Below are 14613 nucleotides of genomic sequence, written 5' to 3' on the forward strand. Positions count from 1 at the left end.
AGTTGCATGGGGGCATTTCACTCTTGCCCAGGAAGGGCCGCAACGCGGCCCCCAGGGGCTTCAGAATGCCACGGACGTTTGCAGGTAAACCGTGCGCGGCTCACCCACATACTTGCCCTTGTTGTTGTCGTCGAACGAGCGCGTGAAGTACTCACGATTGAAGATGTTCTTCACGCCCACCGCCACGTTCAGGTTCGACAGTTGCGGGCCGAAGTCATACGCCGCGCGGCTGCTGAACAGCATGTAGCCGGGGATGCGTCCGGTGCTGCCGTCGGCGCTTTCTGCCGAGGTGTTGGCGTTGTCGGCGAACTGGTCGCTCTGCCAGGTGCTGTCCAGGTTCAACTTCCACGGCCCTTCGCTGTAACCCACGCCCAGCGTGCCCTTGTGCCGCGACGAGAACGGCACGCGGTTGCCCTTGTTGGCGCCGTCTTCGCGGATGGTGGCGTCGACGAACGCATAGCTGGCGTACACATCGAAACCGGCCAGCGCCGGGGTCAGTCCGTCGAGCGCGTATTTCACGCTGGTTTCCAGACCCTGGTGACGGGTTTCGCCGCGGGCGATGACGCTGTCGTTGGTCTGGTTGCTCTCGTACTGATTGTCGAAGTTGATGAGGAACAGGCCGGCTTCTACCTGCAAGTTGCCGTTATCGTAGCGAGTGCCGACTTCCCAGGTACGCGCCTTCTCCGGCTTCACTTCACCCTGGTTCACGCGGTTCGGCATCTGGCTGTACTGCACGCTGCCGAACGAGCCTTCGGTGTTGGCGTAGAGGTTCCAGCTTTCACTCAGGTGATACATCACGTTCAGCGCTGGCAGGGCGGTGTTGTAGCTGCCCTGGTAGTCCTTGCCGGTGAGGTTGTTGTTCTGCCGCGAATCGATCATCTCGTAGCGGATACCCGGCGTAATGGTCCACTGGCCGATGTCGATGCGGTCATCGAGGAACAGCGCATGGGCTTCGGTGGCGCCGCGGGTGTCGCGGTCGTTGAGGCTGGCAGTGGACGGCAGGCGATTGGCGCTCACCGCTTCCATGAAGCGCAGTTCGTGGCCGGCCTCGTTGACGTAGCGGTAGCCGAGGCCGACTTCGTGGTGGCTGTCGCCCAGCGCGAAGCCTTGGGTGAAGCGGGTCTCGATGCCGCGCACCCAGTACTCGCGCGGCGACAGCGAAATCGAGTTGCCCTGGCGCAGGTAGCCGCTGCGCAGGGTCTTGGTGAAGAAGCTGTTGACGCTGAACTGGCGCTCGCCTTCCTTGTAGTCGTAGCCGGCGTTGAACATCGTGCGACGGCCCCAGAACTCGTCCTGCAGGCGGGTCGACTGGTACGGATCGGCGTCGTACGCGGCCGTGCTCAGGCCGCCGGGCATCTCGGCTTCGCCCTCGTAGTACTGGGCCATGGCGTGCAGGCTGTTGGCGTCGTCGATCTGGAATTTGCCTTTGAGGATCAGGTCGTCGATCTGTGTGTCGCTGTGCTCGCGCCAGTCGCCGCCACGGGTGCCGGAGTAGAGCAGGGCGCCGCCGAGGCCGTTGTCGGCGGTGCCGCCGGCGAGCAGGTTGGCGCTGCTCTTGAAGCCGTCGTGGCTGGACGACGGGCTGGTCTGGGTCTGCAGGCCGGCCTTGACGGTCGGTTCGTCCGGGATCGCCCGGGTCACGAAGTTGACGATGCCGCCGACGTTCTGCGGCCCGTAGCGCACCGCGCCGCCGCCGCGCACCACATCCACCGCGTCCATGTTGCCCAGGCTGATCGGGGCGAAGGACAGTTGCGGCTGGCCATAGGGCGCGAAGGGCACCGGAATGCCGTCCATCAGCACCGTGGAGCGCGACGCCAGGCGCGGGTTGAGGCCGCGGATGCCGAAGTTCAGTGCCATGTCGTGGCTGCCGGTGCCGTTGTTTTCCGGCGCGTTGACCCCCGGGATACGGTTGAGCACTTCCCGCGCGCTGCTGGCGCCGGTGCGTTCGAATTCTTCGCGGCGGATCACGTCACGGGCACCGGCGTGCTCGAAGACGTTGTCCTGCGCCGCGTCGCCGAGCCAGTCGCCCACCACGCTGGAAGCGCCCAGCTCGACCGGCGCACTGGCGGCGCTGCTCGCCGGTTGCAGGCTGAAGGCGTTGTCGCCCTCGGCGCGGGCGTACAGGCCGGTGCCGTGGAGCAGCGCGGCGAGGGCCTGTTCGGCGTTGAATTCGCCGCTCAGGCCCTGGCTTTGCAGGCCCTGGGTGACTTCAGAGCCGAAGGAAATCAGCACGCCGCTTTCCCGGCCGAACTGGTTCAGGGCGTTTTCCAGCGGCATCGGCGCGATGTGGTACGTGCGCGCCGGGGCATCGGCGGCGTGGACCGGGGCGATGGCGCTGAAGGTCAGCAGCAGGGCGAGAGCAAGCGGGCTTGGGCGCAAGGGCATTTCGGGATCCTTGAGAAGTCAGGGGCAGAAGGGTTCTGTCTTCTCTGTCACGCGAGGTGGGAAAAACGGCTCACGGGTTTTGAAAATAATTCACAGCGCAGTGGATTGGTGGTTTGAAAACGCCCATCAGGCGCGGCCTTCCACCGTCACCCAATACCGCGTAAACCGCTTCACCCGCACCGGCAACGCCACTTCCAGCAGATCAAGAATCCGCTCGCTGTCCGCCAGTGGATAACTCCCCGACACCAGCAACCCCGCGACCTTCGGATCGCAATTGAGCTGCCCGCGACGGTAGCGGCCCAGTTCGTCGAGGAATTCGCCCAGCGGCATGTGCGCGGCCACCAGCATGCCGTCGACCCAGGCGCCGCTGTTGGCGTCCAAGGCGCGTCTGGCGCTCCAGCCGCTGGCGTCGAAGCGGGCCTGGCGGCCACTTTCCAGCAAGGCACCATCGAGGCCGGCGCTGCCCTGAAACACCGCCACGCTGCTGTGCCGCGACCACTGGCGAACGTTGAAACGCCCGGCGGAAAGGTCCAGCAGGCCGTCGTCCGTCTGTACCCGCAACGGGCGACTGTCATTGGTCACGGTGAGCAGCAACTCGCCTTCGAGCAGGTGAATCAGGCGCTGCTCGGCGTCGAAGCGCACATCGGCGGCGCTGGCGGTGTTCAGGTGCAGTTGGCTGCCGTCGTCCAGGCGCATTTGCCGGCGCTGGCCCAGCGGGCTGCGGTAGTCGGCCAGCAGCGGCGTCAGGTTGTGGTTGGCGTGCAGGCCGAACCCGACGGCGCTGCCGGCGCCCAGCAACAACAGCATTTTCAGCGCACGACGGCGGCCGGCCGAGGCGGGCGCCTGCAAGGTGGCATGGGCCAGCGGCGAGGACAGCCCGCCCAGGCGCTGGTTGACCCGCTGGATATGCGCCCAGGCCCGGCGGTGTTCTTCGCTGGCCTGCAACCAGCGCTCCATGGCCAGTTGCTGACGGTGATCCAGCGTGCCGCCCTGGAGTTCGATCAGCCAGTGCACGGCCTGCTCGGCCACTTGATGGGAAAACGCGGGATTCGGTGTGTTCACAGGGCGAAGTAGCAGCGCAGGGCGGCCTTGTTCAGGTGGCGTTTGACCGTCGCCAGGGAAATACCCAGTTGCGCGGCGATTTCGTTGTAGGTCAGGCCGTCGACCTGGGCCAGCAGGAAGGCTCGCTTGACCTGCGCCGGCAGGCCGTCGAGCAGGCGGTCCAGTTCCAGCAGGGTATCGAAGATGATCGCCCGGTGCTCTTCCGAAGGCGCAACGTCCTCGGGTAGCTGCGCCAGCGCCAGCAGGTAGGCGCGTTCCAGTTCCTGGCGGCGGTAGTGGTTGAACAACACGCGCTTGGCCACGGTGGTGAGGAACGCCCGCGGCTCGTTCGGCGCCGGGGCTTCGCGGGCCTGGAGCAGGCGCATGAAGGTGTCCTGCGCCAGGTCGGCGGCGCTGTCCGGGCAGCCGAGGCGGCGCCGCAACCAGCCGGTCAGCCAGTGGTGGTGATCGTGGTAAAGACCTTCGACCGATGAGGGCGGGGCGGTAGGAGCACTGGGCACCGTGGACACTCCGGCGCCAGGATGCGCAACAGAATAAGAATTGTTCGCATTGTATGAGTGAAAGCCGGAATTCGGCAATCGGACGTTGACTGGCGGTCTGCAGGAATCATTCGGCGAGGGCGTCGGTCAGACAGTTTTGCGTGTGAGAATCCTTATCATTTATATTGGCGGCCTTTTCCGCCCTGGAATCTCCCTGATGAAAAGCAAAGCCGTCGGGCTGCCGTTGAGTTACCGCATGGCCGTGGCGTCTCGCTGCCTCGCGGCGCTGCTCGGTGGCTACCTTTTGGCGGCGATGGCCAGCGTCTGCTTCAGCCTGCTGCTGCCGATTCCCCGGGCCGAAGCGGTGCTCAGCGGGATGATGCTGTCGTTCCTGTTCTACCTGGGGGCGTTCATCTGGGTCTTTGCTGCGCGCAGCGCGTGGCTGGCCTGGTTCGGCGTGCTGGCGCCGAGTGCGCTGCTGGGGGTGATCAACGGACTGACGTGGTGGGTGACCAACGCATGAAAGAGGGCTTTCGCCAGGCCATGGCCTGGCTGCACACCTGGGCCGGGCTGATTTTCGGCTGGCTGTTGTTCGCGATTTTCCTGACGGGCACGATGTCTTACTTCAAGTCCGAGATCACCCACTGGAGCCAGCCGGAAATCCCGGTGCGCCCGCTCGATGGCGCCGCCAGCCTGGCGATGGCCCAGGATTACCTGCAACGCAACGCCGCCGATGCCGGCAGTTGGTTCATCCAGTTGCCGAACGCCCGCGAGCCGGCGCTGACGGTGGGTTGGCGTGCGCCCGGCGCCGGTCGGCGCGATTTCACCGAAAAGACCCTTGATCCTGCCAGCGGCGCCGAAATCACCCCGCGTGACAGCCTGGGCGGCCAGTTCTTCTACCGCTTCCATTTCCAGTTGGAGATGCCGTACCCGTGGGGCCGCTGGCTGTCCACCTTCGCCGCGCTGATGATGCTGGTGGGGCTGGTGACCGGGATCATCACCCACAAGAAAATCTTCAAGGAGTTCTTCACCTTCCGCCCCGGCAAGGGCCAGCGTTCCTGGCTCGACGGGCACAACGCGATCGGCGTGCTGGTGCTGCCGTTCCACCTGATGATCAGCTACAGCAGCCTGGTGATCTTCATGTCCATGGTCATGCCGGCGAGCATCCTCGCCAGCTACGGCAACGACACCCGGGCGTTCTTCAACGAGGTGTTCGGGCCTCAGCGCAATGTCGAACGGGCCAATCAGCCGGCACCGTTGCAGTCGCTGCCGGCGCTGTACCACAAGGTCGGCGAGGCCGCGCCGGGCAGCCACATCGGCTGGGTCGAGGTGCAGCAGCCGGGGGATCGCAATGCCCAGGTGCGCTTCATTCCTGAAACGGGCCAACGGATTGTCCGCCAGCGTGGCGCCGGCTGGGTGTTCGATGGCGCCGACGGCTCCCTGAGCTACAGCCAGATGCCCGAGCCGGCGCCAGTGCTGATCGCCGGCGGTTTCTACGGCCTGCACATGGGCGAGTTCGCCGGGCCGCTGCTGCGCTGGCTGTACTTCTTCTTCGGTCTGGCCGGCACGGCGGTGATCGGCACCGGGCTGGTGATGTGGCTGGGCAAGCGCCAGCTCAAGCATGCGAAGAGCGGCACCCAGCCGTTCGAACTGCGGCTGGTGGAAGTGCTGAACATCGCCAGCATGAGTGGGCTGATCCTCGGGATTGCCGGGTTCTTCTGGGCCAACCGCCTGTTGCCGGTGGCGCTGGAAGGACGCTCCGGCTGGGAGGTCAACGCGTTCTTCGGTGTCTGGCTGCTGGGCTTGCTGCATGCGCTGCTGCGACCTGGCCGCAAAGCCTGGGGCGAACAACTGGCGCTGGCGGCGCTGGCCTGGGGCGGGCTGCCGCTGCTCAACGGCCTGACCACCGACGCCGGACTCAATCACTCGCTTGCCGCCGGCGACTGGGGCATGGCCGGCTTCGACCTGACGGCCCTGGGCTGCGGCCTGTTCTTCGCCTGGACCGCCAGCAAGATGCTGCGCCCGCCGGTGCAGGCGCCAAAGCGCGCGCCGAAAGCGGCGAAGGCCGCGCCAGTGGCCGTCCGTGAAGCGGAGGTGAACTGATGCTGGCCATTGCGCTGTTTGCCTTCGCCGGTTCCGCCGCCTTGTGCCTGGCCATGGAAAAGCATTTCAGCGACCTGCTCGGACGCAAGCCAACCCCGCGCCAGCTCAAGGGGCTGCGTGTCGCCGGCTGGCTGTTGATGGCCTTGGCCCTGGCCGCCGCGGTGCATCACAGCGGCTGGGCCATGGGCCTGGTCGAATTGTCCGGCGCGCTGATGGCCGGCCTGTGCCTGTGGGTCTTCGCCTTGCCGTACCGGCCGCGCTGGCTGCTGGGGCTGGCGGCGGCGAGCCTGTTGCTGGCGCCGTTTTCCGCATTGGGACTGATCTGAGCCGATGAGCGAACCCCTCGACCCGCCGCCCGCCGACGCCCCGGCCCGTGCCCGCTTTCTCCAGGTGTTCCTGGCCCAGCGTGCGCGCATGGAAAGCCTGGTCAGTCGGCGGGTCGGTTGCCGGGCGACGGCGGCCGATCTGGTGCAGGAGCTGTTCCTGCGCTTCTGGCGTCGGCCCCAGGTCGAGGTCGAGTCGCTGGACAGCTACCTGATGCGCTGCGCCGGCAATATCGCCATCGACCACCTGCGCAGTGAAGGCGCCCGCGAGCGGATCAACGACAACCTGCCCGAGCCGATTCAACAAGCGCTGGAAAGCGAGCCCCAGGCCGCGCTCGAAGCCGACAGCGACCTGCGCCGGATCGAAGCGGCGCTGCGCGAATTGCCCGAGCGCACCCGGCACATCTTCTTGCTCAACCGCATCCACGGGCGCACTTATGGCGAGATCGCCAAGGTCATGCAGGTGTCCCAAAGCGCGGTGGAAAAACATATGATGCGGGCCCTCGAGGCCTGCAAGGCGAGTGTCGCCGCAGAACCCGAGCTGCCCCGCAAGCCTGGAACCGCGCCGCGATGAATGCTTCAGCCACGCCCCAACAGCAGCAGATGGCCCTCGACTGGCTGACCCGCATCAACGGGCAGCCGGCGCTGGCCGAAGGCGCGGCCTTCAAGCGCTGGTTGCTGGCCGATCCGGCGCATGCGCGGGCGTATCGCGAGGCCCTGGTGCTGTGGCAGCGCAGCGCGGAACCGGCCGAGCGGCTGGCGCGGGAAGAAGACGCCGCGTTGCAGGCGTACCTGCGGGCCATGGATCAACCGGCCGCGGCATCCTGGTCGCGTCGCGGTCGGCGCGTCGGCGGCCTGGCCGTGGCGGCGGCGGTGGTGCTGATGGTCAGCGTCGGCGCCGGCTGGCATCCCGGCGACTGGCTGCGCGACCTCGGCGCGGACTACGTGGCCGAGGTCGGCCAACTCCGTGAGGTGACCCTGGCCGACAACTCGCAGCTCGTGCTGGATGCCGACACTGCCATCAGCGTCGATTTCAGCCACGGCCAGCGCCGTATCGAACTGCACCGCGGCGCGGTGTTCTTCCAGGTCAGCCACACCGGCGAGCCGTTTATCGTCGAGGCCGAGGGCGGCCGCACCGAGGTGCTGGGCACGCGCTTCGAAGTGCGTCGGCAGCAGGCGGGCGCGGAGGTCACGGTGCTCTCCGGCCGGGTCGGCGTCACTGCCGCCGAAGGTCAGCCGCAGCAGGTGCTCGGCGCCGGCCAGCAGGTGGATTATCGCGATGGCAGCGCCGGCACTGTCCGCGGCGTCGACAGCGAAAGCCGTCTGGCCTGGCGCCAGGGCTGGCTGAATTATTACCAGGCGCCGTTGAGCCGGGTGGTGGACGACCTCGCCCGTTATTACCCGGGGCGCATCGTCCTGCTCGGCGATGAACTGGCGGCGCGCAAGGTCAGCGGCAGCTTCCCCAGCAATGACCCGCTGGCGGCCCTCGATGCCCTCGGCGCGGTGGCCGGATTCCAGCGTCACACCCTGCTCGGGCGGGTCACGTTGCTGCGCTGAAAAAATATTTTCAGATTCAGGTGAGGTATCCCGCGACGGCGTCCGTGTAGTGAGTGGAAGTGCGATTGATTCGCATATATGAAGGCTTCTCTCACAGGTTCATCGGCATGAAGGCAAGATCGGCGGTGGTTCACAGCATTTCTATCGGTGTGGCGGCGGGGTTGATGGTCGCCTGCGCGGTTCCGGCGTTCGCCGCCGAGCAGGTCGAGCAGGTCTACGCGTTCGACCAGCCGGGCAAGCCCTTGCCTCAGGCCCTCAGCGATTTCAGCCGGGTGACCGGGCTGAGCGTGGTCTACACCGTCGATCTGCCGAACCTGCAAGCGCCGGCCCTCAATGGCCGGCTCAGCGCCGAGCAGGCCCTGCAACGCCTGCTGGCGAATTCGGGCTACGGTTACCGCCGGATCAACGCCCGCACCTTGACCCTCGAACCGCTGGCCCGCGATGCTGGCGCCCTGAACCTGGACGCCACCACCGTGTCCTCGCAGCGTGACGGCGTCGGCAGCTATCGCCAGCCGGAGACCAGCTCGATCATGCGCGGCTCGGCCTCGAGCATGGAAATTCCCCATGCCATCAACGTCGTGCCGGAGCAGGTGCTCAAGGACCAGACCCCGCGCAACCTCGACGACGCGCTCTACAACGTCAGCGGCATCACCCAGGGCAACAACTTCGGCGGCACCTCCGACACCGTGATGAAGCGCGGCTTCGGCGACAACCGCGATGGTTCGATCATGCGCGACGGCATGCCCATCGTGCAGGGGCGCAGCCTCAATGCCACCACCGAGCGGGTCGAAGTGCTCAAGGGCCCGGCCTCGCTGCTGTACGGCATCCAGGATCCGGGCGGGGTGATCAACGTGGTCAGCAAGCGCCCGCAACTGCAACGCTACAACGCCATCAACCTGCGCGGCTCGACCTACGGCGAAGGCAAGAACGGCAGCGGCGGCGGCCTCGACAGCACCGGCGCGCTGGGCGACAGCGGGCTGGCGTACCGGATGGTGCTGGACCACGAAGACGAAGATTACTGGCGCAATTACGGCGTCCACCGCGAATCGCTGGTGGCGCCGTCGCTGGCCTGGTACGGCGAAAACACCCAGGTGCAACTGGCCTACGAGCACCGCGAATTCCTCTACCCGTTCGACCGCGGCACCGCGATCGACCCGCGCACCAACCGCGCGCTGAACATTCCTCGCGAGCGTCGCCTGGACGAACCGTTCAACGACATGGAAGGCCGCTCGGACCTGTACCGGCTGGAAATCGACCACCAGTTTTCCGATGACTGGAAAGCCCACGTCGGCTACAGCTTCAACCGCGAAACCTACGATGCCAGCCAGGTCCGCGTCACGGCGGTGAACCCGGTCGCCGGCACCCTGACCCGCAGCATCGACGGCACCCGCGGCTCACTGAGCACCGACCGCTTCGCCACCCTCAGTTTCGACGGCAAGGTGCAGATCGCCGGCTTGCAGAACGACCTGCTGTTCGGCGTCGACAGCGAGTACCGCAAGATCTACCGCTCCGACCTGATCCGCCAGACCAGCCGCAGCACCTTCAGCTACCTCAACCCGGTGTATGGCCGCGAAGTCGAAGGCTCCACCGTCAGGGCCAGCGACAGCGCGCAGACCGACAAACTGCGCAACGACTCGATCTTCTTCCAGGACTCCCTGCACCTGGACGAGCACTGGATCCTGGTGGCGGGCGCGCGCTGGCAGACCTACGACCAGCTCGCCGGTCGCGGGCGCCCGTTCAAGGCCAACACCAACAACAGCGATCAGGCCTGGACGCCGCATGCCGGCGTGGTCTATCGCGTCGACGACACCCTGTCGTTCTATGGCAGCTACAGCGAATCGTTCAAACCCAACGCCAGCATCGCTCCGCTGACCGGCGGCCTGGTGCTGGACTCGGCGATCGCGCCGGAGGAGGGCAAGTCCTGGGAACTGGGCGCCAAGCTCGACCTGCCGGACTCGCTCAGCGCCACCGTCGCGCTGTTCGACATCACCAAGCAGAACGTGCTGGTTTCCAACTTCGATGCCACTACCGGCGACACCGTCTACAGCAACGCCGGCGAAGTGCGTTCCCGTGGGCTGGAAGTGGATGTCAGCGGCCAGTTGAGCGAGCGCTGGAGCCTGATCGGCAGCTACGCCTTCACCGATGCCGAAGTGACCAAGGACCCGGACTTCAAGGGCAACCGCCTGCAGAACGTGGCGAAGCACAGCGGCTCGTTGTCGGCGGTGTATGACGTCGGCAGCGTGTTTGGCGGCGACCGCCTGCGGCTGGGCGCGGGCGCGCGGTATGTGGGTGAGCGGGCGGGCAACCCGGTGAATGACTTCGACCTGCCGTCCTACACCGTGGCGGACGCGTTCGCCAGCTACGAGACCAAGCTGGACGAGCACAAAGTGCGCTTTCAGTTGAACGTGAAGAACCTGTTCGACAAGACCTACTACAGCTCGGCGGTGAACCGATACTTTGTGGCGGTGGGGGATGCGCGGCAGGTGAGTGTGTCGAGCACGCTGGAGTTCTGATCCTTCGGTGAATTTGATGGCCCTATCGCTGCGGTTCGGCGTGCCGACAAGCCAGCGATGAGGCCATCAGCTCAACCGCAACGCCAACCGGTAAGCCCCCGGCGTCGCCCCCACCGCTTGCCGGAACCGGTTGCTGAAATGGCTGGCACTGGCAAACCCGCACGCCAGCGCCACTTCAACCAGTGGCAGATCCCCGCAAGCCAGCAACTGCCGTGCCTTGGCCAGGCGCCGGGCCAGCAGGTACTGGTGCGGCGGCAGGCCGAAGCTCTCGCGGAACATCCGCGCAAAATGGTATTCGGACAGGTTGCACAGCGCCGCCAGTTCGCTCAGGCCAATGGACTGTTCCAGGTGGCTATCGATGTAATCCACCAGTTGCCGACGCTGGTGCGCGGCCAGCCCGCCCTTGCGCTTGAGTCCTTCACGCAACCCGACCTCGCTGAGAATCGCGTGGCTGAGAATCTCGTGGGCCAGGCTGCTGGTCAGCAGACGTTCGCCGGGTTCTTCCCAGTTCAGGGTGATCAGTTGGTGAAAGCGCCGCGCCTGCTCCGGGTCTTCGATGAAGTCCGCCTCGCGCAGTTGCAGTTCGCGCGGTTCGCGGTCGAGCAGGGTCACGCAGCCGAGGGCGAACTGTTCTTCGCTGATGTACAGGTGGGCCAGGCGGATATTGCCGTTGACCACCCAGTTCGAGACGCAGCCGGCGGGCATGATGCACAGCTTGTCCGGCGCGCCTTTGGTGCCCGGTCGTTCGCGGCGGAAGGTGCCGGTGCCGTCGGCGATATAGCACGACAGCGTGTGGTGGCTCGGCGCCTCGTAGTCGCGGGCGTCATGGCGGTTGCTCCACAGGGCCGCGGCCAGGCCGTCGCCGAGCTGCGCGCTGTGTTCCAGGCGCGCGTGGGGGGACGCGTGCATGGATTTGAAAACCTGTAACTGATCGAGCGCGGTCATGGTGGCTACCTCCGACGCCATCCTACGCTTGTGAGGTTGGTCTGACAGCGGCCGACCCGACAAAAGCGCAAGTTTGTGCAAGCGGCCGGGCCGAACGGCGCGGGACACTGGTGGCAACCTTGGGAGGCTTGCCATGAACCTGTCGCTGTATCTGCTCACCGTGCTCATCTGGGGCACCACCTGGATCGCCCTGAAACTGCAACTGGGCGTGGTCGCCATTCCGGTTTCCATCGTTTATCGCTTCGCCCTGGCGGCGCTGGTGCTGTTCGTCGTGCTGTTGCTGACGCGCAAGCTGCAACCGATGAACCGCCGCGGGCACCTGGTGTGCGTGGCGCAGGGGCTGTGCCTGTTCTGCGTCAACTTCATGTGTTTCCTCACCGCCAGCCAGTGGGTGACCACCGGCTTGATCGCCGTGGTGTTTTCCACCGCCACCCTGTGGAACGCGCTGAATGCGCGGTTGTTCTTCGGCCAGAAGATCGCCACCAACGTGCTGCTGGGCGGGGCGCTCGGCCTGAGCGGGCTGGGGCTGCTGTTCTGGCCGGAATTGTCCGGGCAGGCCGCCAGCCATGAAACCCTGATGGGCTTGGGCCTGGCGCTGGCCGGCACGCTGTGTTTCTCCGCGGGGAACATGCTTTCCAGCGTGCAGCAGAAAGCCGGGCTGCGGCCGATGACCACCAATGCCTGGGGCATGGCCTATGGCGCGGGGATGCTGGCGACGTACTGCCTGGTCAGCGGGATTCCGTTTGCCATGGACTGGAGCGCGCAGTATGTCGGGTCGCTGCTGTACCTGGTGATTCCGGGGTCGGTGATCGGCTTTACCGCGTACCTGACGCTGGTCGGGCGCATGGGGCCGGAGCGGGCGGCGTATTGCACCGTGCTGTTCCCGTTGGTGGCGCTGAATGTGTCGGCGGTGGTGGAGGGGTATCAGTGGACGGCGCCGGCGTTGATGGGGCTGGTGTTGGTGATGGTGGGGAATGTGTTGGTGTTTCGCAAACCCAAGCCGAAGGTTGCTGTGGGTGGGGCTGTGTTGAGGTAAGGCGCTTCGCGAGCAAGCTCGCTCCTACAGGGGAAGGGATCGCGGTCCATTCTTCTGTAGGAGCGAGCTTGCTCGCGATGAGCGTTTACTTCCAGACCTGCGGATTCACCAGGTCCCGCGGCCGCTCGCCCAGCAGCGCCGCCCGCAGGTTGTCGATGGCGCGGTTAGCCATGGCTTCGCGGGTCTCGGCGGTTGCCGAACCGACATGGGGCAAGGTCACCGCATTGCTCAACGCGAACAGCGGCGATTCGGTCAGCGGCTCTTTCTCATACACATCCAGCCCCGCGCCGCGAATGACGCCGTTCTGCAACGCTTCCACCAACGCGGCCTCATCCACCACCGGCCCGCGGGAAATGTTGATCAGGAACGCGCTGCGCTTCATCTGCCGCAGTTGCTCGGCGCCGATCAGGTGTTTGGTCTGCGCACTGAGCGGAACCACCAAGCAGACGAAATCCGCCTCGGCCAGCAACTGCTCAAGACTCACATGGCGCGCACCCAGTTCCTGCTCCAGCGCTTCCTTGCGGCTGTTGCCGGCGTAGATCACCGGCATGTTGAAACCGAAACGTCCGCGCCGGGCGATGGCCGCGCCGATGTTGCCGAGGCCGACGATGCCCAGGGTCTTGCCGAACACGTCGCTGCCGAACTGCGCCGGGCCGACGGTGGCCTGCCACTGGCCGGCCTTGGTCCAGGCGTCCAGTTCGGCGGTGCGCCGGGCGGCGCTCATGATCAGGGCGAAACCGAGGTCGGCGGTGCTTTCGGTCAGCACGTCCGGGGTGTTGGTCAGGGCCAGGCCGCGTTCGTTGAAGTAGGCCAGGTCGTAGTTGTCGTAGCCCACCGATACGCTGGACACCACCTCAAGCTTCGCGGCGTTTTCCAGTTGCGCGCGGCCCAGCTTGCGGCCCACGCCGATCAGGCCGTGGGCCTCGGGCAGGGCGTCGTTGAACTGGGCGGCGATGTCGCCCAGCTTCGGGTTGGGAACGATCACGTTGAAGTCTTGCTGCAGGCGTTCGACCATCGGCGCGGTAATGCGACTGAAGGCAAGGACGGTCTTTTTCATCGGCGAAATCTCTGCGGGCGGTGGAGAATGGGTAGCACGCTATCATTCCCCGCCGCCGCTGTGCAGCAAGATTTCAGTTCGCCACGCGCAGCTCGTGGGTCTTCAGGTCGGCCTCGTGGGCGGCGAGGATTTCCGGCAGGGAGTTGCGCAGGTACTCGACCCAGGTCTTGATCTTGGCATCGAGGTACTGCCGCGACGGGTAGATCGCGTACAGGTTCAGCTCCTGCAGGCGGTACTCGGGCATCACCCGCACCAGGCTGCCGTCGCGCAGGCCGTCGATCGCCGAGTAGATCGGCAGCACGCCGACGCCCATGCCGCTGCGGATCGCCGCTTTCATCGCGTCGGCGGAGTTCACCTGGAACGGCGCCTGGGTGATGTTCACCACTTCCTGGCCTTCCGGGCCGTCGAACAACCATTTTTCCAGCGGAATCACCGGGCTGACCATGCGCAGGCAGGCGTGCTTGAGCAGGTCCGACGGCTTCTGCGCGATGCCGTGCTGGGCCACGTAATCAGGCGAGGCGCAGACGATGCTGTAGGTGATGCCCAGGCGCTGCGAGACGAAGCCGGAGTCCGGCAGTTCGCTGGCCAGCACGATGGACACGTCATAGCCCTCGTCCAGCAGGTCCGGCACGCGGTTGGCCATGGTCAGGTCGAAAGTGACGTCCGGGTGGGTCTGGCGGTAGCGGGCGATGGCGTCGATGACGAAATGCTGGCCGACGCCGGTCATCGAATGCACTTTCAGTTGCCCGGCGGGGCGGGCATGGGCGTCGCTGGCCTCGGCCTCGGCTTCCTCGACATAGGTGAGGATCTGCTCGCAGCGCATCAGGTAGCGCTTGCCGGCTTCGGTCAAGGCGATGCGCCGGGTGGTGCGGTTGAGCAGGCGGGTTTGCAGGTGCGCTTCAAGATTGGAAACCGCCCGCGAGACGTTCGCGGTGGTTGTATCCAGTTGCACGGCCGCGGCGGTGAAGCTACCGACTTGCGCGACGCAACTGAAAGCACGCATGTTTTGCAGGGTGTCCATGGGGCGCTCTCAAAGAAGACGACAGAATTGTGACATGAAGTAACTAAACCAGTCTTCCGACTAAAGCCGGATTATCGCCAATTCGGTAACAAAGATTCGCAGGAAAGCACGCTTATCGCCACTGCGGCGGCC

Annotated in this window: 13 protein-coding genes; 7 read left to right on the forward strand and 6 right to left on the reverse strand. The window is 65.8% G+C overall.

The annotated features are described in order from the left end of the window. Window positions 1–60: 60 nt before the first annotated feature. The 3 genes from fecA to CKW37_RS05215 all read right to left on the reverse strand — a co-directional run bounded on the left by fecA (window position 61) and on the right by CKW37_RS05215 (window position 3947). Complete coding sequence (gene fecA, locus CKW37_RS05205; protein ID WP_095154501.1) at window positions 61–2385, reverse strand: TonB-dependent Fe(3+) dicitrate receptor FecA; 2325 nt, start codon at window positions 2383–2385, stop codon at window positions 61–63. A 126-nt stretch (window positions 2386–2511) separates the two neighbouring features. Beyond that, window positions 2512–3447 (reverse strand): FecR domain-containing protein, encoded by a 936-nt coding sequence (locus CKW37_RS05210; protein ID WP_095154503.1) that lies wholly within the window; start codon window positions 3445–3447, stop codon window positions 2512–2514. Further along, the gene (locus tag CKW37_RS05215; protein WP_095154505.1) at window positions 3444–3947 is read right to left on the reverse strand and encodes a sigma-70 family RNA polymerase sigma factor; all 504 of its coding nucleotides are present in this window, start codon (window positions 3945–3947) and stop codon (window positions 3444–3446) included. The genes CKW37_RS05210 and CKW37_RS05215 overlap by 4 nt, the downstream gene beginning before the upstream one ends. Window positions 3948–4143: 196 nt before the next feature. Between CKW37_RS05215 and CKW37_RS05220 the strand changes: the two genes are divergently transcribed. The 6 genes from CKW37_RS05220 to CKW37_RS05245 all read left to right on the forward strand — a co-directional run bounded on the left by CKW37_RS05220 (window position 4144) and on the right by CKW37_RS05245 (window position 10422). Then, window positions 4144–4449 carry a DUF3649 domain-containing protein gene (locus CKW37_RS05220; RefSeq protein ID WP_095154507.1) on the forward strand — a complete coding sequence of 102 codons (306 nt, stop codon included), beginning with the start codon at window positions 4144–4146 and terminating at the stop codon, window positions 4447–4449. After that, window positions 4446–6029 (forward strand): PepSY domain-containing protein, encoded by a 1584-nt coding sequence (locus CKW37_RS05225; RefSeq protein ID WP_095154509.1) that lies wholly within the window; start codon window positions 4446–4448, stop codon window positions 6027–6029. Before CKW37_RS05220 ends, CKW37_RS05225 begins: the two co-directional genes overlap by 4 nt. Next, complete coding sequence (locus CKW37_RS05230; RefSeq protein ID WP_095154512.1) at window positions 6029–6355, forward strand: DUF3325 domain-containing protein; 327 nt, start codon at window positions 6029–6031, stop codon at window positions 6353–6355. Before CKW37_RS05225 ends, CKW37_RS05230 begins: the two co-directional genes overlap by 1 nt. Before the next feature lie 4 nt (window positions 6356–6359). Then, window positions 6360–6926 carry an RNA polymerase sigma factor gene (locus CKW37_RS05235; RefSeq protein ID WP_095154514.1) on the forward strand — a complete coding sequence of 189 codons (567 nt, stop codon included), beginning with the start codon at window positions 6360–6362 and terminating at the stop codon, window positions 6924–6926. After that, window positions 6923–7909, forward strand: coding sequence for a FecR domain-containing protein (locus CKW37_RS05240; protein ID WP_095154516.1), 987 nt, complete (start codon window positions 6923–6925; stop codon window positions 7907–7909). The genes CKW37_RS05235 and CKW37_RS05240 overlap by 4 nt, the downstream gene beginning before the upstream one ends. A 164-nt stretch (window positions 7910–8073) precedes the next feature. Next, window positions 8074–10422 carry a TonB-dependent receptor gene (locus tag CKW37_RS05245; protein WP_256587695.1) on the forward strand — a complete coding sequence of 783 codons (2349 nt, stop codon included), beginning with the start codon at window positions 8074–8076 and terminating at the stop codon, window positions 10420–10422. A gap of 66 nt (window positions 10423–10488) precedes the next feature. Here the strand turns inward: CKW37_RS05245 and CKW37_RS05250 are convergent, their stop codons facing one another. Beyond that, window positions 10489–11367 carry a helix-turn-helix domain-containing protein gene (locus tag CKW37_RS05250; protein ID WP_095154518.1) on the reverse strand — a complete coding sequence of 293 codons (879 nt, stop codon included), beginning with the start codon at window positions 11365–11367 and terminating at the stop codon, window positions 10489–10491. Window positions 11368–11500: 133 nt separating this feature from the next. On the opposite strand from CKW37_RS05250, the gene CKW37_RS05255 reads away from it, so the two are divergent. After that, window positions 11501–12403, forward strand: a complete 903-nt coding sequence (locus CKW37_RS05255) for a DMT family transporter (RefSeq protein ID WP_095154520.1) — start codon at window positions 11501–11503, stop codon at window positions 12401–12403. An 85-nt stretch (window positions 12404–12488) separates the two neighbouring features. Here the strand turns inward: CKW37_RS05255 and CKW37_RS05260 are convergent, their stop codons facing one another. Then, window positions 12489–13460, reverse strand: a complete 972-nt coding sequence (locus CKW37_RS05260) for a D-glycerate dehydrogenase (RefSeq protein WP_095154522.1) — start codon at window positions 13458–13460, stop codon at window positions 12489–12491. Window positions 13461–13533: 73 nt separating this feature from the next. Further along, window positions 13534–14481: a LysR family transcriptional regulator gene (locus tag CKW37_RS05265; protein WP_095154524.1), complete on the reverse strand. Its 948-nt coding sequence runs from the start codon at window positions 14479–14481 to the stop codon at window positions 13534–13536. Window positions 14482–14613 lie beyond the last annotated feature (132 nt).

Origin of the sequence: Pseudomonas sp. Irchel 3E13, from assembly GCF_900187455.1 — a bacterium.
In the GTDB taxonomy this organism is placed as follows: domain Bacteria; phylum Pseudomonadota; class Gammaproteobacteria; order Pseudomonadales; family Pseudomonadaceae; genus Aquipseudomonas.

Bases quoted from the DNA above. Each gene is read 5' to 3' on its own strand.
- fecA (WP_095154501.1), bottom strand. From the start codon at position 2,385: ATGCCCTTGCGCCCAAGCCCGCTTGCTCTCGCCCTGCTGCTGACCTTC.
- CKW37_RS05220 (WP_095154507.1), top strand. From the start codon at position 4,144: ATGAAAAGCAAAGCCGTCGGGCTGCCGTTGAGTTACCGCATGGCCGTG.
- CKW37_RS05225 (WP_095154509.1), top strand. From the start codon at position 4,446: ATGAAAGAGGGCTTTCGCCAGGCCATGGCCTGGCTGCACACCTGGGCC.
- CKW37_RS05230 (WP_095154512.1), top strand. From the start codon at position 6,029: ATGCTGGCCATTGCGCTGTTTGCCTTCGCCGGTTCCGCCGCCTTGTGC.
- CKW37_RS05235 (WP_095154514.1), top strand. From the start codon at position 6,360: ATGAGCGAACCCCTCGACCCGCCGCCCGCCGACGCCCCGGCCCGTGCC.
- CKW37_RS05240 (WP_095154516.1), top strand. From the start codon at position 6,923: ATGAATGCTTCAGCCACGCCCCAACAGCAGCAGATGGCCCTCGACTGG.
- CKW37_RS05245 (WP_256587695.1), top strand. From the start codon at position 8,074: ATGGTCGCCTGCGCGGTTCCGGCGTTCGCCGCCGAGCAGGTCGAGCAG.
- CKW37_RS05250 (WP_095154518.1), bottom strand. From the start codon at position 11,367: ATGACCGCGCTCGATCAGTTACAGGTTTTCAAATCCATGCACGCGTCC.
- CKW37_RS05255 (WP_095154520.1), top strand. From the start codon at position 11,501: ATGAACCTGTCGCTGTATCTGCTCACCGTGCTCATCTGGGGCACCACC.
- CKW37_RS05260 (WP_095154522.1), bottom strand. From the start codon at position 13,460: ATGAAAAAGACCGTCCTTGCCTTCAGTCGCATTACCGCGCCGATGGTC.
- CKW37_RS05265 (WP_095154524.1), bottom strand. From the start codon at position 14,481: ATGGACACCCTGCAAAACATGCGTGCTTTCAGTTGCGTCGCGCAAGTC.